Here is a 20,107-nt window from a genome sequence, read left to right as displayed (position 1 = left end):
CACGAGGCGAGGCGACATGAATTCGCGCTCCCCACACACAAGATTGCAGAGGCATCTATGAACAAAACACTGATTACCTTGCTGGTTTCAGGCTTGCTTGCGGCCAACGCCCAGGCAGCCGGACAAGACAACACCTGGTATGGCGGTGCCAAACTGGGTTGGTCCAACTTCTACGGTGTCGATGAAAGCAACGCCATCGCCATCACCGACAAAGACGACGATGAAGTCGGCGCCGGTGCGTTCGCCGGTTACCAGATCAACCAGAATCTGGGTGTCGAACTCGGTTATGACTACCTTGGCAAGCTCAAGTACAGCGGCACCCGCAATGGCGCGGCCTTCAATGACTCCGTGCAAGCCCAGCTGGCCCAGCTCACGCTGAAACTGGGCTTCCCGGTTGCGGACAATCTGGACCTTTACGGCCGTGTCGGGGGCGGCTATGGCTGGACCGACAGCGATCAGCTGGAAAACGACAGCCGCTTCACCTTCGTCGGCGCGCTCGGTGCGGAGTATGCCCTGAGCCTGGATTGGGCAGCCCGCCTCGAATACCAGTACAGCACCCCGTATGGCAGCCGTGACGATACCGGCCTGCGCATGGACAACGGCCTGCTCTCCCTGGCCGCCGTCTACCGCTTCGGTCAGGTTGCACCGGCTCTGCCGGTCGCAGCTCCCGCCCCCGCGCCCGAGCCCGTGATGGTCGACAAGCAGTTCACCCTGAGCTCGGACGTGCTGTTTGACTTCAACAAGGCCACCCTCAAACCCCAGGCCGGGCAGGCGCTGGATACCCTCTACAGCCAGATTGAAGAGGCCAGGCCCAAAGACGGGTCGGCCACCGTCATCGGCTATACCGACCGCATCGGTTCCGAGGCCTACAACCAGAAGTTGTCCGAGCAGCGTGCCCGGACCGTGGCCGATTACCTGATTGGCAAGGGCCTGCCTGCCGGCAAGGTCAATGTGGAAGGGCGTGGCAAGCAGTCTCCCGTCACCGGCGACAGCTGCACCAGCAAATCCAAGCGCGAGCTGATCGTCTGCCTGGCCCCGGATCGCCGGGTAGAGGTCAAGGTACAGGGCGTCTCGGAAGTACAGCAATAACGACGACCCCAAACAAAACGGGAGGCCATGGCCTCCCGTCTTTTTTTATGCTTCCTCAGCTGCGCGTGCGCACATCCGCCGCAATCTGATCGAGCAACAGTTGCCAGCCCTGCCCCAGCTCGTTCACCAGGGCGCCATACCCATCGGCAGGCAGCACCCGCTCCTGCTGGAAGGGAACATCTCTCAACACGACCCCCTCCTCCGTCAGCAGGCGCCAGCGACCGCTAAGCAGGGCGCGGCCGTCGTGCCGCCCCTGGAAACGCTCGACCGAGATGCTCAGGACAGGCCCCTTGCGGGCCCCGTCCTGACGCACCACCCAGCCAGGCAAGCGACTGGAGAGGCCATTGAGGGTCAACTGGTTCAACTGGGCATCGAGGGAACCTGCCCAGCGATGGTACTCGGCAAAGTGCAGCTCCTTGCCCTCCAGCTGATAGACCAGGCTCATCCGGTCAAGCTGACCGGACAGGGCGACGGGGCGCAGCACCAACTGGTGCTGCGGCTGCGCCGTGGTGACACTCGACGGCGCCGTGTCGGCATCCAGCGAATAGTAATGCAGCGTCGTCGGCGCACTGCCACATCCCGCCAGCAGGCCCAGCAAGGCCAGCGTCATCATCCGTTTTTTCATCATTTTCCTCGCTTGGGCTCGGGATCCCGCGGACGAGCGCGGTCAAAGATCAGTGAACTCGGCTGCTCGTTCAGTGAATGGACCAGAGGTTGCAACTCGCTCATCAGCTGGTTGAGGGATTGCACCGACTGGCGCAGTTCCTGATTGGTCTGGGAACCGGCATCATAGGTCTGCAACGTCTCCTGCAACTGCTTGAGGCTCTGGTTGAGGGAGGCCGGCAACTGCTGGGTCGACTGCTGACCAGTAAACTGCTCCAGATTCGCACTCACGGCACTGACATGCTTGAGCGTCTTGTCCAGCGTCATCAGGGTGCTGTTGACCTGAGTGAGGGTGGTGGCCATGTCCATGTCGACGAACTTGTCGAGGATGAGGTTCACCTTGCGCTCGATCTGATCCAGCCCGGCCTGGGCGGTCGGGAAGACCTGATAGCCCGCCATCTTGAGCGGCTGATAGACTGGCGCATCCGGATAGAAGTTCAGATCGATCACCTTGCCCCCCGTCAGCAGGCTGGCGGTCTTGAGGCTGGCCCTCAGCCCTTCCTTGAACTGCTTGTTGAACAGGGCCCGCCACTGCTCCTTCTCCGCATTGGCATAACGGTGGGAGAGACGCTGCACCTCGATCCGCGCCAGCACCGGGATCTGCCGGCTCTTGAACAGCTGGACGCCCTTGTCGTCGATGAGATAGGGAGCCGAGATGACGGTACCGACCCGGATGCCGCGATATTGTACCGCCGCGCCGGGATGCAGCCCGCCCACATCATTGTCGAACAGGAAGACATAGTCGATGAACTGATCCAGGCTACCGGCCAGCACGCTCTCCTCGTCCTTGAACAGCACGAACTCGTCGTTCTGTTTCACCGGTTCCCCTGGCAACCAGCCGGGAGGCAGCCCCATGGTGATGCCGCCGTTGATCAGGCTCTCCAGCGAGTCCATCTTCACCTTCATCCCCTCGCTGCTCATGGAGACCTCGAAGCCGGGCGTCAACCAGAACCGGGAGTTGCTGCTCACCAGGACGTCATAAGGCGCGTTGATGAACAGCTGGTACTGCATCTCGCTCTTCTCGGGCAGGAACTTGGCCTCTTCGACCTGGCCGATGGTGAATCCCTGATAGCTGATGGGGGAACCCGCGCCCAGCGCGTTGGCATCCCGGCTGGACAGGGAGAGCCGCAATCCCTTGGCATCCAGGGATGCCAGGGGTGGCCTGTCCAGCATGGCGTATTCGCTTCGCGCCCTGCCCTTCTTGCCGGGAGAAAGCTCGATATAGGCACCGGAGAGCAAGGTGCCAAGACCGGAAACGCCCTCACGCCCGACCCTGGGCTTGACCACCCAGAACTGGCTGTCTTTCTTGAGCATGCCGGCGGCGGCATTGGTCAGGCGAGCCTTGAGCACGGCATGGCTGTAATCCTCGCTGAGCTCCACCGTCTCGATACGGCCCACCTCCACTTCACGAGAACGGATCACCGTCTTGCCCGCCACTATGCCCTCGGCGGTCGCCACCGTCAGGGTGAAGCTCGGCCCTTGTGAATACCAGTGCTGGAACAGCATCCAGGCGCCGATGAAGAGCGCCAGCAAAGGCACCATCCAGATAGCGGCAGCCGAACTCATGAAATCAGAGCCCGGTTTCCACCTTGTCTTACGCTCACTCACGTTCGCGTTCTCCTTGTTGTAAATCCCAGATCAGGCGGGAATCGAAACTCATGGCAGCCACCATGGTGACCAGTACGACCCCGGCAAAGGCGACGGCCGCAGGGCCAGGGTAGATGGTCATCAGATTGTCGAGCCGGATGAGACCGGCCAGGATGGCCACCACGAAGACGTCGATCATCGACCAGCGCCCCACAAATTCGGTCATGCGATAGAGTTTTAGCTTGCCGAGGGGAGATGTCCCCTGGCCGCGCTGCACCACGTAGCAGAGCCACAGCAGCGCCAGGATCTTCACCAGCGGCACCACCACGCTCGCGAAGAAGATGACGGCGGCAATGGGGTAGGAGCCCATGGCCCACAGCAGCACCACCCCGCCCATGATGGTCGAGGGGCTGTCATCCCCCAGGAACACGGTGTCCATGATGGGATACAGGTTGGCTGGGACATAGAGGATCACCGAGGTGATCAGCAGGGCCCAGGTGCGGTTCAGACCACCCGGCTTGCGGCTGTGCAGGTGATCCCCGCAGCGAACGCAACTATGGGCATCTTGCTCGTTCAGGGCGCCGCAGATGTGACAGCCCACCAGACCGCACGACAGGGCGCTCTCCTCGGGATCCAGCTCCCTAGCCGCCGTCGGGCCGAACAGCCGCTGCCACAGCCACATCCGATCCAGAGAGGAGATCATCTTGATGAGCAGCAGGGTGTAGCCAACGAAGGCCCAGAACGACAGCCCCATCTTGATGTCGGCCATCCCCATCAGCTTGACCAGAGAGATGAGCACCCCGATGAGGAAGACGTCCACCATCAGCCAGGGCTTGATCCGGCACAACAGGCGGCCAAGGGAGCGCAGGGCCTTGCTGTGCAGATCCTTGTCCAGGCGCCACAGCACCAGCATGATGGAACCGATATAGACCAGCGGCAACCCGATCAGGGTAATGCTCAGCACGGCCCCGAGGAACAGGTAGCCTTGATCCACCAGGGTGGTGATGCACTGCAGGAAGGTCATCTCCTGCCCCACCCCCTTGGCCGAGAACGACATGAAGGTAAAGGCGTTGGAGAGCACGAACATGATGATGGCCGCAAAGCCATAGGCGATGGGCCTGCGCTCCTGCTCCGGCAGATGACGAGTCAGGGTATGGCCGCAGCGCGGACAACTGCTCGTCTCCCCCACGGCCAGCTCGGTGGCCGGCACCAGCAGGTCACACTCTTCGCAGGCGGTCGCGTCATGGGTATAGGTGGGTGGATGTTGGTGTGAAACCGGATGCAAGATAAGACCCCAGCATGAGGCCCGCCACGGGGCCAGAGCCGCCAATTATTGCAGCAGCGGCCCCTGCCGACCAGCCCTGTCGTTATCCATCCTGCCCGGGAGTGAGAATGACTTTGACAAGGCAGTGACCATTTAGCACAATCAAACGCCACTTTTTTTCCGCGGGACAATAATTTATGACAACTGAATCCCCAAGCTACTCCACTATCGAGCAGGCCTTCTCCCTCGGGAACGGGCAAGATTCTGCCCTCAACTGGTTGCGCAAAAACCGTAGCCAGGTCGCCATCTTCCTGGTGAGCGGCATCAAGCTGGAGGGGACCATCAGCGGTTTTGACCAGTACAGCGTGCTGTTGACCGATGCCCATGGCAATCAGCAACTGGTCTACAAGGCCAAGATTTCCACCATTGCCATGCACTCCGGCCGTCCTGCCGTCAGCATCCAGCGAGCCCGCAAGCCACGGGTTTCCATGGCGCCTCGCCCCCATGGCGCCCCCAGCCGTTATGACGACAACCAGGGTGGTGGCAGCGAGCAGTAAATCTCGCCCCCGCCCATCCTGATGGTGTCGCTGCGTCAGCCAGTGACATTTGCTCCCCACTCTCATGTTTTGCCTGTCCCGTATGAGAGTGGGGCTTCTCTCCCGAGCCGGTTGTTGACCCGCTCGTCTTCGTCACTCAGCAGGTCAACCCGACCGGTTTTCCCTCTCTGACCATGCAAACCTGCATGCCGGCCGCTTCACCGGCCTGTGCGCCTATGCCCGTGTCCTCGAACACCAGACATTGACCGGGCTCGACACCCAGGCGTCGCGCCACCAGCAGGAAGGTGTCTGGATGGGGTTTGTGCAGCTCCACGTCGTCGGCGGTAACCACCACGGGGAAATACCGATCCAGCCCTGTGTTGCGCAGCACCGCTTCGGCATTGATACGGGGGGAGCCTGTCCCTATGCCCATGGGGATCCGGCCGTGATAGCGTTCCACCAGATCCAGCATGGCCGGGAAGGGGGTGGCCTTGTGCAGGTTGGCGACATAGTGTTCGGTCTTGCAGCGTGTCACCACCAGGGGATCCAGCGCGATCTGCTGCACTTCGGCCACCAGCAGGGCTATCTTGCGGCTGGGCATGCCTCCCAGCTCATAAAACCAGTCGGCGTCGAACCGAAAGCCAAACTCGCGGGCGGTGTGCTCCCAGGCGGCCAGGTGCAAGGGCATGGAGTCCACCAGAGTGCCGTCGAGGTCGAAAACCAGGCCTTGAAATCCGGATAGGGTCATGGTGCAGGATCTGTCTGTGAAAAATGGGCCCCCATTCTAGCCAGAGCGCGGGCGCATCGCCATGCGCCAGATGGCGAGAAACGCTTGCCACCTCATTTATACAGGGCGATGCCAGGAGGCAGCCCCCACGCAGGTGTCAGCGATAGGCCAGGGTACAGGCCCGCCCTTGGGATTTGGCGTGATAGAGTGCCTGATCCGCCTGCTCGGTCAGGGTTTGCCACTCCTTGTCCGATGACGGGACCAGATAGCTGAACCCGATGCTGACGGTGAGTGTCGCAGCCACCCGGGAGGCCGGATGGGGAATTTGCAAGGCGTCAAGGCCGTGGTGGATCTGCTCCGCCAGCCGCTCCGCCTCTCCCGGCTGCGGTGAACACAGCAGGATGACAAACTCCTCCCCCCCATAGCGGGCCACCAGGTTGGTGCGCCGCCGCTCGGTGTCCTGCAGCAGTGCCGCCACCCGCTGCAGGCACTGATCCCCCTTGCCGTGGCCGAAGTGATCGTTGTAGGACTTGAACTCGTCCACATCGATCATCAGCACCGCCAGCACCCCCTGATGGCGGCGAGCCCGCTCCCACTCCCGTTCCATGGTGATGTCCCATTGGCGGCGGTTGGCGATGCCAGTCAGGGGATCTTCCAGAGACAGCAGAGAGAGGCGCCGGTTGGCCTCCTCCAGCGCCCGGTTGGTATCGGCCAGTTGCCGGGTCCGCTCCTGCACCCTCAGCTCCAGCTCCCGATTGAAGCGCTCAAGCTTCTCCTGGGTGCGCTGTCGGATCAGCAACTGGGAGAGAACGGCGGCATACTGCTTGAAGATCTCGCTCTGATACGCCTTGAGGGGGCGCCGCCAGAGCAGGTTGTCGGCGGCGATCCAGCCGATGGGGGTACTCCCGTCCCAGAGCGACACCATGGCGTTCCAGCCGCGACCCACCTCCTGCTTCTCGTAATAGAGAGGCGTGTCCTCCAGCACCAGGACATAGTCCTTGCGACGCAGCGCCTCCTGCACCGTGGGGTGATCCGGAATGGGGCTGATGAAATGGCGCTCGTCGATGAGCTCACCCGCCTCGTTGGTACCCCAGGTACCGTGCATGGTCTTGAATTCACTGTCAGTCAGGAAGATGGCGATGCGATCGAACTGCAACTCCTGGCGGGCCAGTGCCACCGCGTCGTGCAGCAGACGATCCTCGCTCTCGCAGCGGGAGAGCTTGACCCCCACCTGATGCAGCGCCTGCAGCATGCTGAGGAAAGAGTCCTGCAGGGCCTGGCTGCGCACGAGGTCTGCCTGGGTGTGGAGCCGCTGATCCCGCTCCAGATCCACCTGTCCCGCGAGTCGCCGACTCTCGAGCTCGGCGGCGAGATAATGCATGAGCAGCTGGATGCTCTGCTGCTGGCGTCTTGGCAGGCGATCGAGACGACGGCGGGTTTCCAGATAGACCACGGCCTCCAGCCCCTTGTGACGCTTGAGGGGGAAGCTGGCGCGCAGGCGCGGGATCTCGGGTTCGACGCTCTCCCGCTCCCAGATGGCACGGGTCGGCGCGATGGGCTCCACCAGCAACTGGCCGAGCGCAAGGGAACGTTCGATGAAGAGGATGGGCAATTCGAGGGAAGAGAGGATGTCGGCGCTCAGGCAGAGCAGACCCTGTTCCGGGCGATAGTGATAGAGCTGGGGCGTCGGAGCACGCAGCCACAGATAGATCTGTTCAGCCTCTGTTTTTTCCCTGACCGCAGACAAGGTCACTTCACAGAGATGTTCAAAACTGGTGAAGTGCTCCGGATCCCATTCTTCCATGCCAAATCATCCTTGGTTGTATCCAAGCGAGTATATCGGCAAAGCCCGGCCATTAATTGACCGGGCAATCAAAAGCGAGATCCAGAGCCCAGTTTTTACAACAGATTCAATGCTTGCATGGCACTGCGGATGCGCTCGCGGGTGGCCTCGGAGAGCGGCATCACCGGCAGACGGCACTCTTCGCTGCACAGACCCAGCAGAGAGACCGCATACTTGGCCCCTGCGGGGCTCGGCTCGGCGAACATGGCCTGGTGCAGCGGAATGAGCTTGTCCTGCAATTCGCGGGCAGCTTGCCACTCACCGGCCAGCGCCAGGTTCTGCACCTCGGCCACCAGCTTGGGGGCCACGTTGGCCGTCACCGAGATGCAACCCTGGCCACCACCGATGTTGTAGGCCACGGCGGTGGCATCTTCACCGGAGAGCCAGGCAAACGGCTTCTTGATGAGCTGGCGTTCAACCCAGGGGCGGGCCAGATCACCGGTGGCATCCTTCACGCCGGCAATGCGCGGCAACTCGGCCAGACGGGCCAGGGTCGCCGGCTGCACGTCAACGATGGCGCGGGGCGGAATGTTGTAGACGATGATGGGTTTGGTGGTGGCGTCGTGCACCGCCTTGAAGTGGTGGTAGAGCCCTTCCTGATTGGGGCGGTTGTAGTAACCGGCCACATGCAGGGTGGCATCCGCCCCCATCTGCTCGGCATAGCGGGTGTATTCAATGGCTTCAACCGGGTTGTTGGAGCCTGCACCTGCGATCACGGGAATGCGCCCGGCCACCAGCTTGACCACCAGCTCCACCACGCGGCAATGCTCATCGTGGGTCAGGGTCGGGCTCTCCCCGGTCGTGCCGACCGGCACTATGCCATGGGTTCCCTGCTCTATGTGCCACTCCACCAGGCGAGCCAGTGCGGCCTCGTCCAGCTGGCCCTGTCGAAATGGGGTGATCAGGGCAACTATCGAACCTTGAAACATGGGATTTCCTTCTCCTAAACAGATGGATTGGTCAATAAAAAGCCCCGGTACGGGAGTCGCTACCGGGGCTTGAATCGTCTCAGGGATGAGAGGTTACGCGCGCACGCCAGCAGGCCCGATTGTCAGGCTGTGTTTATGCTTTCGTTTCGATACGCATGACCGCATTGCATCATCTCTGGGTAAATAGGCGTCTGGGCATATTTCGGGAACACGGCATAAATGTCAAGGCGAAAGCGGCCATGTATAATGGCCGCCCAAAAATGCGTGGAGAGACCCAATGAGCCGTCCTGTCAGTGCCGTCAGTCAGATGCTGGAACGTAACCAAGCCCTCTTTGTCGGCAAGCGGCTGTTGGTGTGCGGTGCCCTGGAGGATGATTATCCTCGTCAACTGGCCGAGCTGGCACAAAGCCTGACCGTCTTCACCACGGATTACTGCTATTACCGCACCCAGCAGGCCGTTCTGGGAGACGCCATCCTGTTCGATCACCAGCTGGGTGGCGCCCCCCGATTCGATGCCCTGCTGCTGCTGATGCCCAAGGCCAAGGCCGAGGCGCAATACCTGCTGGCCATGATGACGCCGCTGCTCGAAAGCGGGGCCGACCTGTTCCTCGCCGGCGAGAACCGGGGCGGCATCAACGGGGCCGACAAGCTGCTGGCACCTTATGGCGAGAAACCGATCAAGCGCGACTCTGCGCGCCGCTGCTCTCTCTATCACGGCACGCTCGACAAACCGGTCGTCCCCTTCGAGCTGGACGCCTGGTTCAGTCGCTATGAGTGCCAGGCGGGCGACACCACCCTGACCGTCATGGCCCTGCCCGGGGTCTTCAGTGCAGACGGCCTGGATCTCGGCACCCAGATGCTGCTGGCGAGCCTCCCCCCCGTGACGGGCAAGCTGCTCGACTTTGGCTGCGGCGCCGGCGTCATAGGTTCCGTGCTGGCCAAGCGCAACCCGGCCCTGGCTGTCACCATGGTGGATATCAATGCCCTGGCACTGGAGTCCAGCCGCCGAACCCTGGCGGTCAACGGTCTGAGCGGACGTGTCCATGCCTCCGATGTCTATTCCGACATTGCCGAAACATTCCAACAGATTGTCTCGAATCCCCCCTTCCATGCCGGGCTCAAGACCTTCTACGCCGCCACCGAAACCTTCCTGGCAAAGGCACCTGAGTACCTGACCGCAAATGGCGCCCTGACCATAGTCGCCAATGCCTTCCTGCGATACCAGCCTATACTGGATGCGCACTTCAAACAGACCGAGGTGATCGCGGGCGATACCAAATTCAAGGTGTATCTGAGCAAAGCTTAAAGAAGTGCAACGGTTGTAATAAAACAAGTAGAGAGTGCCAGACGGGATCTGTTAAGGTACCAAGAAAACGTTTACCACCCCTTTAGGGGTGTTTTTTTCGCAGCAACATGAAAACCTTTTCAACATCATGATCTCAGGGAGAGAACGACGATGGCAGGCATACTCACCATGATACTGGCAGGCGGTGAAGGTACCCGACTGCAACCGCTGACCACCACCCGCAGCAAACCCTCCGTGCCCTTTGGCGGCAGTTACCGGTTGATCGACTTCGTGCTCAACAACTTCGTCAACGCCGACTTCCTGCGCATCTATGTACTCACCCAGTTCAAGTCCCAGTCCCTTTATCTGCACATGAAGAAGGGCTGGAACATCGTCGGCATCACGGATCGCTTCATCGACCCCATTCCGGCCCAGATGCGAATGGGCAAACGCTGGTATGACGGCACCGCAGACGCCATTTACCAGAACCTGCGCTTCATCGAGATCTCCGACCCCGAACACGTCTGCATCTTCGGCTCCGATCACATCTACAAGATGGACGTGAGCCAGATGGTGAGCTTCCACAAGCAGAAAGCGGCCGCCCTGACCGTCGCGGCACTGCGCATGCCCATCGAGGAAGCAAGCGCCTTCGGGGTGATCGAGGTGGATCAGGAAGGGCGCATGATTGGCTTTGAAGAAAAGCCCCGTCACCCGAAACACATCCCCGGCGACCCCACCCAGGCCCTGGTCTCCATGGGCAACTACATCTTCGAGACAGAGGCCCTCTATCGGGAGCTCAAGCGGGATGCCGCCGAGGAGAACTCCAGTCACGATTTCGGCAAGGACATCATTCCCAGCCTGTTCCCCCGTGCCCCCGTCTATGTCTACGACTACAGCACCAACGTGATCCCGGGCGAGAAGCCCAATGTCTACTGGCGCGATGTGGGGACGCTCGACTCTTACTGGCAGGCGCACATGGACCTGGTGGCCGACGATGCCCCCTTCTCTCTCTACAATCGCAAGTGGCCGCTGCACACCCATTACCCGCCCCTGCCCCCCGCCACCTTCATCGATACCGACGACTGCAAGGTCAAGATCGCCAACTCCCTGATCTCCGGTGGCTGCTTCATTCAGGGCAGCCAGATCCAGCGATCCATACTGGGATTTCGCTGCAACGTAGGCCCCTGCAGCCACATCAGTGAATCCGTGCTGCTGGGGGATGTGAAAATCGGCGAAGGTTGCTCCATTCGCCGCGCCATCATCGACAAAAACGTTGAAATTGCACCCGGCACCGTGATCGGTGAGAATCTGGACCATGACAGAGAGCGGTTTACCGTATCCGAAGGCGGTATCGTCGTGGTACCTAAGGGAGCAAGAGTTGGCTATTAACCCACTGAAAATCCTGTTTGTAGCCTCGGAGGTTGAGGGGCTGGTGAAGACCGGGGGCCTGGCAGATGTGGCCAAGGCCCTGCCGCAGCATCTCGCCCGTCAGGGGCACGATGTGCGCATCATTATGCCCTTCTACAAGACCATCAAGCGCCGGGACGAGGCCACCCTCCTCGCCTCGCGCTGGCTCCCCACCCCCCAGGATCGCAGTGATATCAGCTATCGCATCCATCAGCTGGAACTGGACGGGATCTGCGTCTATCTGCTCGATTGCCCGCACTATTTCGACCGCCCCCAGCTCTATGCCGAGAACAACCAGGCCTATCCCGACAACGGTGAACGCTTTGCCTTTCTGGCCGCGGCGGCCCTGCATGCGTGCGAACAGCTGGGTTTCGCTCCCGACATCGCCCACTGCAACGACTGGCACACCGGTCTGCTGCCGCTGCTGCTGAAAACCCGTCATGCCCACAACCCCTTCTTCCAGCGCACCCGGTCGGTCATCAGCATTCACAACGCGGCCTTTCAGGGCGTGTTCGATCGCCAGCAGTTCTGGGCCGTGCCGGAAATCCACGACTACGAGCAGCGCATCAACTACGACTATGGTCACATCAATCTGCTCAAGTGCGGTGTGCTCTACGCAGACAAGATCAATGCGGTCAGCCCCAACTACGCCAGCGAGCTGCTGACGCACCTGGGCGCTCACGGCATGGCCAGCGTATTCCAGCAGCGGGCAGCGGACCTGCGTGGCATCCTCAACGGCTGTGACTATCAGGACTGGGATCCCGCCTTCGATCCCCTGTTGCCCGCCACCTATGATGCCGACAACCTGGATGGCAAACACACCTGCAAGCGCATCCTGCAGCAGGAAACGGGGCTCCCCGTCGGCAACCTCCCCATCTATGGCATGGTGTGTCGACTGACCGAGCAGAAAGGAGTACACCTGCTCATCCCTGCGCTGGACAAGTTCTTACAGCATCAGGTCCAGGTGGTAATTGTGGGCTCCGGTGATCCCTCTCTCGCCGCCCAGTTGCAAAGCATTGCCCAGCAGCATCCCGACAAGTTTGCCTTCATCAATGCCTATGACGACCGTCTAGCCCACCTGGTGGAGGCCGGCGCCGACTTCTTCCTGATGCCTTCTCTGTTCGAGCCATGCGGGCTCAACCAGATGTACAGTCTGGCCTATGGCACCCTGCCCCTGGTGCGGGCCGTCGGCGGATTGAAAGATACCGTCGTGGACTGGGATGCCGACCCGACGCACGCGACAGGTTTCTGCTTCAACGATCCCACTGCCAGCACCTTGCTCGATGCCATGCGCCGCAGCCTGCTCCATTATCTGCAGGAACCGGCACGTTTTGCCCGTGTGCAGCACCACGCCATGAACACCCGCTTCGACTGGGCAGACTCCGTCATCCTGTACGAACAGATGTATCAGGATGCGCTGGCCACCACCTGACGCCGATTGCTGAAGTTTTGTGCCCTTGGCACGCCTTTATCCGTCAACAGCGAAAAAAGTCCCCTTTGGCTGTTGACGCCCCCCCAAAACTCTATAGAATCCCCCACCGCAGTGATGCGAAGGTGGCGGAATTGGTAGACGCGCTAGCTTCAGGTGTTAGTGTCCCACGGATGTGAGGGTTCGAGTCCCTCTCTTCGCACCATATTGCAACATGCTCTTATCAGACGGCATGTAAATTCAGACTGATAACCCGATGTGCGAAGGTGGCGGAATTGGTAGACGCGCTAGCTTCAGGTGTTAGTGCCCCCCGGGTGTGAGGGTTCGAGTCCCTCTCTTCGCACCATGCTTTTGTCAGACAGCATGTAAATCCAGACTGATAACCCGATGTGCGAAGGTGGCGGAATTGGTAGACGCGCTAGCTTCAGGTGTTAGTGCCCCCCGGGTGTGAGGGTTCGAGTCCCTCTCTTCGCACCATGCTTCTGGCATGTAAAACACAGAAAATGCGCTCCAACCGCATTTAAAAACCAGCTGGAGAAAATCAGTGTGCGAAGGTGGCGGAATTGGTAGACGCGCTAGCTTCAGGTGTTAGTGTCCCACGGATGTGAGGGTTCGAGTCCCTCTCTTCGCACCATCATTCTGCAAAGGCCCGTTACGAGAGTAACGGGCCTTTTGTGTTTTCATGCCCCATGGCTATGCTGTTGAAGATGCTGCGCCACCACGGGGGTTTTCCCATGATCCTGGATACCGATATTCACAACTTCTATGAGCATCTGGTGCTCAAGGAGATAGAAAAACAGGGGTTGGCTCGAACATTGACCCCCTATCAGCTGGCAGACCTCTGCTGCCTGACACTCAACCAGCTTCCTTCCCACTACATCCGTCACGATGTCGACATGATCTACTTCACGACAGATGCCGAACGCAGCGAGATGGAGAAGAAGGTCATCGCCTCCCTGCGCCAGGCCTACGACAAGATCCAGGCCGTCCCCACTCGCCAGGCTTAATGCCAGCCCTGCTGCCAGAGCAGAGTGACGACCCCTGTCATTCCCGCAACCGGCAGCAGGATCAACACCGGTCTCAGCCTGGGTTCCAGCATGACCCAGGCAGCCAGCAAGAACCCCAGGCTCCAGAACCCGTATTCCTTCTCCTGACCCCATACCAGCACCGCCAGAAGGGCGGCCAAGAGCAGAGCGCGTACTATCCAGTTCATTGGCATTGGTCCGAAAAACATTAATGATAACCATTATCATCTTTGGTGTTGCCATCTGCAATCGAACTTGCCTATGGATCTCCGGCTATCAAACGGTGTCGATTGAACAGTGAAAAATGCCGATTAGATCAACTATTTTGTGGGATTTTAAAATTTTAAAGCTGTTTTGCCGAATGAGCAGGGATTTTACACCTCTGCTTTATGGTAGATTGCGCCCTCTTTTGGTAAGCCTCTCGGGATCGACGCATCCGCAGGACGAGAGGGGCTGACCTTGGCGAGCAAGAGTTTAGGGAGCGTCTATGCAAAACCAACAACACCACATCCGATTGCCGGGCATGTCGCAAGTATTTGCCTGCCTGGCCATTTTCCTGGCCCTGGCCTTCTCCTTCACCAGCGTGCTGGATCTGCCAATCCAGCTGGCACTGTTCATCGCCTGGTTCGTCATCATGGGACTCGGCATCAAGCTCGGCCACGATTACAAATCCCTGGAGCAGGCGGCAGTCGACGGCGTCGCCAAGGGGATGGGGGCCATCCTGATACTGATCTCCGTCGGTGCCCTGGTGGGCACCTGGATTGCCGGCGGCATAGTCCCCAGCATCATCTACTTCGGCCTCAAGGTGATACACCCCTCCATCTTCCTGCTGGCGACCCTGATCATCTGCTCTCTCACCTCGCTGGCCACCGGCACCTCCTGGGGCTCGGCGGCCACCGCCGGCATCGCCATGATGGGTATAGGCCACAGCCTGGGGGTACCCGCGCCGCTGGTAGCCGGTGCCGTGCTCTCCGGCGTCTACTTCGGTGACAAGCTCTCCCCGCTCTCCGACTCCGTGGTGCTGGCCTCGACCATGTCCAACGTCGACGTGATGGAACACATCAAGGGGATGCTGCCCATCAGCCTGTTCTCCTACGTCATCACCGCCGCCCTGTTCACCGTGGTCGGCATGCAGTATTCCGGCAACGTCAGCCTGGAGCAGGTCAATCTGGTGATGGACGCCCTCGACAAGCAGTTCAACATCACCCCCATGGCCATAGTGCCCGTGGTGCTGGTGCTGGGCCTGTTGGCCAACCGCAAGCCCGCCTTCCCGGTGATAAGCTTCGGCGCCTTGCTGGGTCTTGTCTGGGCCATCGTCTTCCAGGACATGGATCCGGTGAAGGCAATGCACTCCGCCTACAGCCCGTTTGCCATTACCTCAGGCGTCGACTTCATCGACAACATCCTCGGCCGCGGCGGCATGGAGTCCATGCTGGGCTCAGTGGCCGTCATCATCTTCGGCTTGGGCTTCGGCGGTCTGCTGGAGAAGGTCGGCATCCTCTCCGTCATCGCCAGTGCCTTCGAGAAGCGCATCAACAGCGCCGGCAGCCTGACCAGCCACACCATAGGCACCGCCTTCTTGGCCAACGTGTTCGGTTCCGCTATGTATGTATCGCTGATCCTGACCCCCAAGATCATGGCCAAGAACTACGACAGACTGGGGCTGGCGCGCAAGAACCTCTCCCGCAACGCCGAGTTTGGCGGCACCCTCACCTGCGGCATGGTGCCCTGGAGCGACAACGGCATCTTCATGGCCGGGGTACTGGGGGTGGCGACCCTCGACTACCTGCCCTACATGTGGCTCAGCTTCACCTGCATCATAGTGACCATCACCCTCGCCTATCTGGGCAAGGGGGTGAACCGTGTACCGGTCACAGAGGCGGTGACAACCCGCTAATTTCCGTAAAAACAACGACAAAGGCGCCATCACGGCGCCTTTTGTCTGGGTGCGATTCGAGGTTAAGCTGGCACTCACCTTGATCGCACGTGGCAGGACGCCCAGATGAACTTCACCTTTCGCCAGATCCGCTATTTCGTGGCGGTGGCCGACAGCTTCTCGGTGAGCCGGGTAGCCGCCGAGCTGCACATCTCCCAGTCGGCGGTCACCAGCGCCATCCGCGAGCTGGAGACCGAGCTCGGCGCCGCCCTGTTCGAGCGCAACCCGCGCGGCGTCAGCCTCACCACCCAAGGTCACCAGTTTCTGCTGCACGCCCGTCGCATCCTAAGCGCCATGACCGAAGCCGGCCAGTCCCTCAAGGCGGTGGCCCAGCAGGATCAGGGGCGGCTTACCATAGGCGTAACCACGCTAGTGGCAGGCTACTATCTGTCGGAGGCGCTCGGCCGTTTTCGCCGCGCCTTCCCGGCGGTACAGATCGAGGTGAAGGAGGATGAGCAGCCCTATCTCGAACACCAGATCGTCAACGGCGAGGTGGACGTGGGGATCCTGATGACCAACCGCACCATCCGCCAGGAGGCGTTCGATACCGAGTTGCTGACCCGCTCTCCGCTGCGGGTCTGGCTCGCCGCCAACCACCCACTCTGCGCCGAGTCGACCCTCTCCCTCAAGGCGCTCGGCGAGGAGCCCATGATCTCGCTGACCGCCGACCAGCTGGACCAGATCATCGGCGGCGGCCTGCGCCGCTACGGTATCGCGCCGCGCATCGTGCTGCGTACCGCCTCGGTGGAAGCGGTGCGCAGCCTGGTGGCGAGCCAGCTCGGGCTCGCCCTGCTGCCGGACTTTGCCTACCGTCCCTGGTCCCTGGAGCAGGAGCGGGTCGAGGCCCGCGCCATCAAGGAGCCCATCCCCGCCATCGACATCGGTCTGGTGTGGCGGCGCGGCTCGCGCCTTGACTGGGCCGCACGCGAGTTCATCGACATCGCCAGAGACCAGAGCCGGCTACGGGCCCGCCAGCACCTTCCCCGCTAGGACTGAGCCTGAACAGCCGTGACTCCGGCAAAAAAATCAGATTCATCTGCACTCGATATCGATTTTACAGATACCAAAGCCGTTAAAAATTGAAATTCTCATTGCTCCCGGCTTCTCCTACGCTCATGGCTGGTTAACAGGATGTTAATGCCTACTGTGGCGCCGCCACGGTTGCCAATCATGCAAGGAGAGCAAGATGAAATTGACCCCTCTGACCCTGGCCCTGATCCCGGCGCTGCTGGCAGGCCAGGCCCAGGCAGCCCCCACCACCCTCGGCAAGGGGGAAGGCCAGCTCAACATCGTGGCCTGGGCCGGCTATGTGGAGCGCGGTGAGACCGACAAGAACTACGACTGGGTCACCGGCTTCGAGAAAGAGACCGGCTGCAAGGTCAACGTCAAGACGGCCGCCACCTCGGACGAGATGGTGGCGCTGATGAACGAGGGGGGCTTCGACCTGGTGACCGCCTCCGGCGACGCCAGCCTGCGTCTGATTGCCGGTGGCAAGGTGCAGGCGCTCAATCTGGCGCTCATCCCGAGCTACGGCAAGATAGATCCCCGCCTGCAGAATGCCCCCTGGCACACGGTGGACGGCAAGCACTATGGCGTGCCCTACCAGTGGGGCGGCAACATATTGATGTACAACACCAAGGTGTTTCCCAAGTCGCCCGACTCCTGGAACGTGGTGTTCGAGGAGCAGACCCTGCCGGACGGCAAGTCCAACAAGGGGCGGGTGCAGGCGTTCGACGGCCCCATCCACATCGCCGATGCCGCCCTCTATCTGATGAGCCAACAGCCGGCGCTCGGCATCAAGGATCCCTACGAGCTGAACGAGGATCAGTACAAGGCCGCCCTCGAGCTCCTGCGCCAGCAGCGCAAGCTGGTGGGACGCTACTGGCACGATGCCTTCGTCCAGATCGACGACTTCAAGAACGAGGGGGTGGTGGCCTCCGGCTCCTGGCCGTTCCAGGCCAATACCCTGATCGCCGACAAGCAGCCTATCGCCACGACGGTGCCCAAGGAGGGCGTCACCGGCTGGGCCGACACCAGCATGGTGCACAGCGAGGCGAAGAACCTCACCTGTGCCTATCAGTGGCTGGAGCACTCCCTCAACAACAAGCTGCAGGGGGATCTCGCCTCCTGGTTCGGCTCCGTGCCCGTGGTGCCGGCCGCCTGCGAAGGCAATGCCCTGCTCGGAAAAGAGGGGTGCAAGACCAACGGCATCGACAACTTCGATCGGGTTCACTTCTGGCGTACCCCTGTCTCCCAGTGCAAGAGCCAGGGAACCTGCGTGCCCTACTACCGCTGGGTCTCGGACTATATCGCCATCCTGGGTGGTCGCTGAGGTGCCTCAGTAAATGCCGATATGGGGCCGGACAGGAGTCCGGCCTGCTTCCCACACAGACAAGGACGCCCCATGAATGCCGTACAATTTGACCGGGTCAGCCGCCACTATGGCGAGGTGAAGGCGGTCGATGACATCTCCTTCCAGATCCCGGCCGGCGAGTTTTTCACCCTGCTGGGGCCGAGCGGTTCCGGCAAGACCACCTGCCTGCGAATGATTGCGGGCTTCGAATACCCGAGCGAGGGGGAGATCCGGCTGTTTGGTGAGCCCTGCTCCACCGTGCCCCCCTACGATCGCAACCTCAATACCGTGTTTCAGGACTACGCCCTGTTTCCCAACATGGATGTGCGCGACAACATCGGCTATGGCCTGATGCTCAAGGGCGTCGCCAAGGCGGAGCGTTACCGCAAGGTGGACGAGATGCTGGAACTGGTGCGCCTGCCCGGCGTCGGCAACCGCAAGCCGGGCCAGCTCTCCGGCGGCCAGCGCCAGCGCATCGCCATCGCCCGAGCGCTGATCAACCAGCCGCGCATCCTCTTGCTGGACGAGCCGCTCGGGGCGCTCGATCTCAAGCTGCGCGAGCAGATGCAGCTTGAGCTCAAAGCCTTGCAGCGCCAGCTCGGCATCACCTTCATCTTCGTCACCCACGACCAGCAGGAGGCGCTCTCCATGAGCGACCGCATCTGCATCTTCAATCAGGGCAAGATCGAGCAGATCGCCGCGCCGGACACCATCTACGACGCCCCCGCCACTCCCTTCGTCGCCCGCTTCGTCGGCACCGTCAACCTGTTCGAGGGAGAGCAGGCCCGCCGCCTGTGCGGCGATGAGCGCCAGATGATGGTGCGCCCGGAGCGGATCCGCCTCGCCGAGGCCGGTACGCCCGGCTGGTCCGGGGAGGTGCGCGAAGTGGAGTACCTCGGCCCCTTCGTGCGCTACCGGGTCGATCTCGGCGAACAACTCGAGCTCATCGTCAACCACCCCAACGAGGGCCAGGCCCGCCTGCCCCGTGGCACCCGGGTCAGCCTCAGCTGGCCGGAGCAGGCGATCCATCGTCTGCACACCGCCCACCAGGGAGCTCAACCATGAGCGCCCCCCACAGTGCGAGCCTTGCCATGAGCCACGCTACCGACTCCGTTCGCGTCAGGCCGCTGCGGCGCCTCTCCACCCTGCTCTACGGCCGCTCCGGTCTGCTGCTGGCCATCCTGCTCGGGCCGCCCCTGCTCTGGCTCGGCATCATCTACGTCGGCTCCCTGCTGATGCTGCTCTCCAACGCCTTCTTCGGGCTGGATGAGTTCAGCGGCCAGATCCGTCACGAGCTGGGTCTGCAGAACTTCGTCGCCCTGCTGCGGGCGGAGAACCTGGACGTGATCCTGCGTACCGTCGGCATGTCGCTGCTGGTGACCCTGGCCTGCGCCCTGCTCGGCTTCCCGGTGGCCTACTACATGGCGCGCTACACCAGCGGCAAGACCCGGGCCCTGTTCTACGTCGGCATCATGCTGCCGCTCTGGTCCAGCTATCTGGTGCGGGTCTACGCCTGGAAGCTGATCCTGGCCAAGGAGGGGGTCATCAGCTGGCTGGCAGACACCCTGAGGCTGGACTGGCTGCTGGACGCCATCCTCTCCCTGCCGGTGATCGGCGGGCCGTCGCTCTCCTTCTCACGCATCGGCACCTTCATCGTGTTCGTCTACGTCTGGCTGCCCTTCATGATCCTGCCCATCCAGGCGGCGGTGGAGCGGATCCCGCGCTCCCTGTTGGAAGCGAGCGGCGATCTCGGCGCCACCCCGGCCCAGACCTTTCGCACCCTGATCCTGCCGCTGGCCCTGCCCGGTGTGGTGGCGGGATCCATCTTCACCTTCTCCCTGACGCTGGGGGACTACATCATCCCCGGCATCATAGGCAACTCGACCATGTACATAGGTCAGGTGGTCTACATGCAGCAGGGCACGGCGGGCAACCTGCCCTTCGCCGCTGCCTTCTCGCTGGTGCCGATCCTCATCATCGCCATCTACCTGACCATCGCGAAACGTCTGGGGGCCTTCGATGCGCTCTAATACT

17 protein-coding genes, 4 tRNA genes and 1 pseudogene are annotated in these 20,107 nt (G+C 61.4%); 15 read left to right on the top strand and 7 right to left on the bottom strand.

All coding sequences use genetic code 11. From position 1 onward, the window contains the following. The first annotated feature begins 57 nt into the window (after nucleotides 1-57). The gene (gene ompA, locus AB5Y93_RS20085; protein WP_010675746.1) at nucleotides 58-1,089 is read left to right on the top strand and encodes a porin OmpA; all 1,032 of its coding nucleotides are present in this window, start codon (nucleotides 58-60) and stop codon (nucleotides 1,087-1,089) included. A 55-nt stretch (nucleotides 1,090-1,144) separates the two neighbouring features. On the opposite strand, the gene AB5Y93_RS20080 is transcribed toward ompA, so the two are convergent. From AB5Y93_RS20080 to AB5Y93_RS20070, 3 genes are read right to left on the bottom strand one after another with little or no spacing between them, the layout of a single operon-like run. Beyond that, nucleotides 1,145-1,714, bottom strand: a complete 570-nt coding sequence (locus AB5Y93_RS20080; protein ID WP_043152838.1) for a membrane integrity-associated transporter subunit PqiC — start codon at nucleotides 1,712-1,714, stop codon at nucleotides 1,145-1,147. After that, nucleotides 1,714-3,360 (bottom strand): intermembrane transport protein PqiB, encoded by a 1,647-nt coding sequence (gene pqiB, locus AB5Y93_RS20075; RefSeq protein ID WP_069651939.1) that lies wholly within the window; start codon nucleotides 3,358-3,360, stop codon nucleotides 1,714-1,716. The genes AB5Y93_RS20080 and pqiB overlap by 1 nt, the downstream gene beginning before the upstream one ends. Further along, nucleotides 3,353-4,624, bottom strand: a complete 1,272-nt coding sequence (locus AB5Y93_RS20070) for a paraquat-inducible protein A (RefSeq protein ID WP_043152840.1) — start codon at nucleotides 4,622-4,624, stop codon at nucleotides 3,353-3,355. Before AB5Y93_RS20070 ends, pqiB begins: the two co-directional genes overlap by 8 nt. Nucleotides 4,625-4,800: 176 nt before the next feature. On the opposite strand from AB5Y93_RS20070, the gene hfq reads away from it, so the two are divergent. After that, a complete protein-coding gene (gene hfq, locus AB5Y93_RS20065) occupies nucleotides 4,801-5,160 on the top strand; it encodes an RNA chaperone Hfq (RefSeq protein WP_039040603.1) in 360 nt (119 codons plus the stop codon). 136 nt (nucleotides 5,161-5,296) lie between these two features. On the opposite strand, the gene AB5Y93_RS20060 is transcribed toward hfq, so the two are convergent. The 3 genes from AB5Y93_RS20060 to dapA form a co-directional block, all read right to left on the bottom strand. Next, nucleotides 5,297-5,887: an HAD family phosphatase gene (locus AB5Y93_RS20060; RefSeq protein WP_043152842.1), complete on the bottom strand. Its 591-nt coding sequence runs from the start codon at nucleotides 5,885-5,887 to the stop codon at nucleotides 5,297-5,299. Between the two features lie 136 nt (nucleotides 5,888-6,023). Next, nucleotides 6,024-7,670 carry a diguanylate cyclase gene (locus tag AB5Y93_RS20055; protein WP_041211732.1) on the bottom strand — a complete coding sequence of 549 codons (1,647 nt, stop codon included), beginning with the start codon at nucleotides 7,668-7,670 and terminating at the stop codon, nucleotides 6,024-6,026. Nucleotides 7,671-7,765: 95 nt separating this feature from the next. After that, nucleotides 7,766-8,638, bottom strand: a complete 873-nt coding sequence (gene dapA, locus AB5Y93_RS20050; RefSeq protein WP_039040606.1) for a 4-hydroxy-tetrahydrodipicolinate synthase — start codon at nucleotides 8,636-8,638, stop codon at nucleotides 7,766-7,768. A 277-nt stretch (nucleotides 8,639-8,915) separates the two neighbouring features. On the opposite strand from dapA, the gene rsmC reads away from it, so the two are divergent. The 8 genes and pseudogenes from rsmC to AB5Y93_RS20010 all read left to right on the top strand — a co-directional run bounded on the left by rsmC (nucleotide 8,916) and on the right by AB5Y93_RS20010 (nucleotide 13,766). After that, nucleotides 8,916-9,944 carry a 16S rRNA (guanine(1207)-N(2))-methyltransferase RsmC gene (rsmC, locus tag AB5Y93_RS20045; protein WP_253583523.1) on the top strand — a complete coding sequence of 343 codons (1,029 nt, stop codon included), beginning with the start codon at nucleotides 8,916-8,918 and terminating at the stop codon, nucleotides 9,942-9,944. A 147-nt stretch (nucleotides 9,945-10,091) separates the two neighbouring features. Then, nucleotides 10,092-11,312, top strand: a pseudogene (glgC, locus tag AB5Y93_RS20040) (glucose-1-phosphate adenylyltransferase); the annotation flags it as partial. Beyond that, on the top strand, nucleotides 11,302-12,762 hold the full coding sequence (glgA, locus tag AB5Y93_RS20035) for a glycogen synthase GlgA (RefSeq protein WP_368230280.1): 1,461 nt from the start codon (nucleotides 11,302-11,304) through the stop codon (nucleotides 12,760-12,762). The pseudogene glgC and the gene glgA, both read left to right, overlap by 11 nt. A 116-nt stretch (nucleotides 12,763-12,878) precedes the next feature. Next, nucleotides 12,879-12,964: transfer RNA gene (locus AB5Y93_RS20030), tRNA-Leu, on the top strand. Between the two features lie 55 nt (nucleotides 12,965-13,019). Beyond that, nucleotides 13,020-13,105 (top strand) — tRNA-Leu (locus AB5Y93_RS20025). A gap of 45 nt (nucleotides 13,106-13,150) precedes the next feature. Continuing rightward, a tRNA-Leu gene (locus tag AB5Y93_RS20020) sits at nucleotides 13,151-13,236 on the top strand. 71 nt (nucleotides 13,237-13,307) lie between these two features. Further along, nucleotides 13,308-13,393: transfer RNA gene (locus AB5Y93_RS20015), tRNA-Leu, on the top strand. A gap of 100 nt (nucleotides 13,394-13,493) precedes the next feature. Beyond that, entirely contained in the window at nucleotides 13,494-13,766 is a 273-nt protein-coding gene (locus AB5Y93_RS20010) for a late competence development ComFB family protein (protein ID WP_029314828.1), read from the top strand. Here AB5Y93_RS20010 and AB5Y93_RS20005 read toward each other — a convergent pair. Then, nucleotides 13,763-13,972 (bottom strand): hypothetical protein, encoded by a 210-nt coding sequence (locus AB5Y93_RS20005; protein ID WP_045522094.1) that lies wholly within the window; start codon nucleotides 13,970-13,972, stop codon nucleotides 13,763-13,765. The genes AB5Y93_RS20010 and AB5Y93_RS20005 overlap by 4 nt on opposite strands. 299 nt (nucleotides 13,973-14,271) lie before the next feature. Between AB5Y93_RS20005 and nhaC the strand changes: the two genes are divergently transcribed. The 5 genes from nhaC (at nucleotide 14,272) to AB5Y93_RS19980 (ending at nucleotide 20,103) form a co-directional block, all read left to right on the top strand. After that, the gene (nhaC, locus tag AB5Y93_RS20000; protein WP_103243757.1) at nucleotides 14,272-15,681 is read left to right on the top strand and encodes a Na+/H+ antiporter NhaC; all 1,410 of its coding nucleotides are present in this window, start codon (nucleotides 14,272-14,274) and stop codon (nucleotides 15,679-15,681) included. A 105-nt stretch (nucleotides 15,682-15,786) separates the two neighbouring features. Next, nucleotides 15,787-16,710, top strand: coding sequence for a LysR family transcriptional regulator (locus tag AB5Y93_RS19995; RefSeq protein ID WP_368230278.1), 924 nt, complete (start codon nucleotides 15,787-15,789; stop codon nucleotides 16,708-16,710). Between the two features lie 196 nt (nucleotides 16,711-16,906). Then, nucleotides 16,907-18,052 carry an ABC transporter substrate-binding protein gene (locus tag AB5Y93_RS19990; protein ID WP_368230276.1) on the top strand — a complete coding sequence of 382 codons (1,146 nt, stop codon included), beginning with the start codon at nucleotides 16,907-16,909 and terminating at the stop codon, nucleotides 18,050-18,052. Between the two features lie 72 nt (nucleotides 18,053-18,124). Then, entirely contained in the window at nucleotides 18,125-19,138 is a 1,014-nt protein-coding gene (locus tag AB5Y93_RS19985) for an ABC transporter ATP-binding protein (protein ID WP_017766454.1), read from the top strand. Continuing rightward, on the top strand, nucleotides 19,135-20,103 hold the full coding sequence (locus AB5Y93_RS19980; protein ID WP_368230274.1) for an ABC transporter permease: 969 nt from the start codon (nucleotides 19,135-19,137) through the stop codon (nucleotides 20,101-20,103). The genes AB5Y93_RS19985 and AB5Y93_RS19980 overlap by 4 nt, the downstream gene beginning before the upstream one ends. Nucleotides 20,104-20,107: the final 4 nt, after the last annotated feature.

The organism is Aeromonas sp. R10-1 (assembly GCF_040908465.1).
Taxonomy (GTDB): domain Bacteria; phylum Pseudomonadota; class Gammaproteobacteria; order Enterobacterales; family Aeromonadaceae; genus Aeromonas; species Aeromonas caviae.
This window is presented reverse-complemented; position numbering and strand designations above follow the sequence as displayed.

Excerpts from the sequence above, each read along its gene's own strand:
- ompA (WP_010675746.1), top strand. The coding sequence starts at position 58 with ATGAACAAAACACTGATTACCTTGCTGGTTTCAGGCTTGCTTGCGGCC.
- AB5Y93_RS20080 (WP_043152838.1), bottom strand. The coding sequence starts at position 1,714 with ATGAAAAAACGGATGATGACGCTGGCCTTGCTGGGCCTGCTGGCGGGA.
- hfq (WP_039040603.1), top strand. The coding sequence starts at position 4,801 with ATGACAACTGAATCCCCAAGCTACTCCACTATCGAGCAGGCCTTCTCC.
- AB5Y93_RS20060 (WP_043152842.1), bottom strand. The coding sequence starts at position 5,887 with ATGACCCTATCCGGATTTCAAGGCCTGGTTTTCGACCTCGACGGCACT.
- AB5Y93_RS20055 (WP_041211732.1), bottom strand. The coding sequence starts at position 7,670 with ATGGAAGAATGGGATCCGGAGCACTTCACCAGTTTTGAACATCTCTGT.
- dapA (WP_039040606.1), bottom strand. The coding sequence starts at position 8,638 with ATGTTTCAAGGTTCGATAGTTGCCCTGATCACCCCATTTCGACAGGGC.
- rsmC (WP_253583523.1), top strand. The coding sequence starts at position 8,916 with ATGAGCCGTCCTGTCAGTGCCGTCAGTCAGATGCTGGAACGTAACCAA.
- AB5Y93_RS20010 (WP_029314828.1), top strand. The coding sequence starts at position 13,494 with ATGATCCTGGATACCGATATTCACAACTTCTATGAGCATCTGGTGCTC.
- AB5Y93_RS20005 (WP_045522094.1), bottom strand. The coding sequence starts at position 13,972 with ATGAACTGGATAGTACGCGCTCTGCTCTTGGCCGCCCTTCTGGCGGTG.
- nhaC (WP_103243757.1), top strand. The coding sequence starts at position 14,272 with ATGCAAAACCAACAACACCACATCCGATTGCCGGGCATGTCGCAAGTA.
- AB5Y93_RS19995 (WP_368230278.1), top strand. The coding sequence starts at position 15,787 with ATGAACTTCACCTTTCGCCAGATCCGCTATTTCGTGGCGGTGGCCGAC.
- AB5Y93_RS19990 (WP_368230276.1), top strand. The coding sequence starts at position 16,907 with ATGAAATTGACCCCTCTGACCCTGGCCCTGATCCCGGCGCTGCTGGCA.
- AB5Y93_RS19985 (WP_017766454.1), top strand. The coding sequence starts at position 18,125 with ATGAATGCCGTACAATTTGACCGGGTCAGCCGCCACTATGGCGAGGTG.
- AB5Y93_RS19980 (WP_368230274.1), top strand. The coding sequence starts at position 19,135 with ATGAGCGCCCCCCACAGTGCGAGCCTTGCCATGAGCCACGCTACCGAC.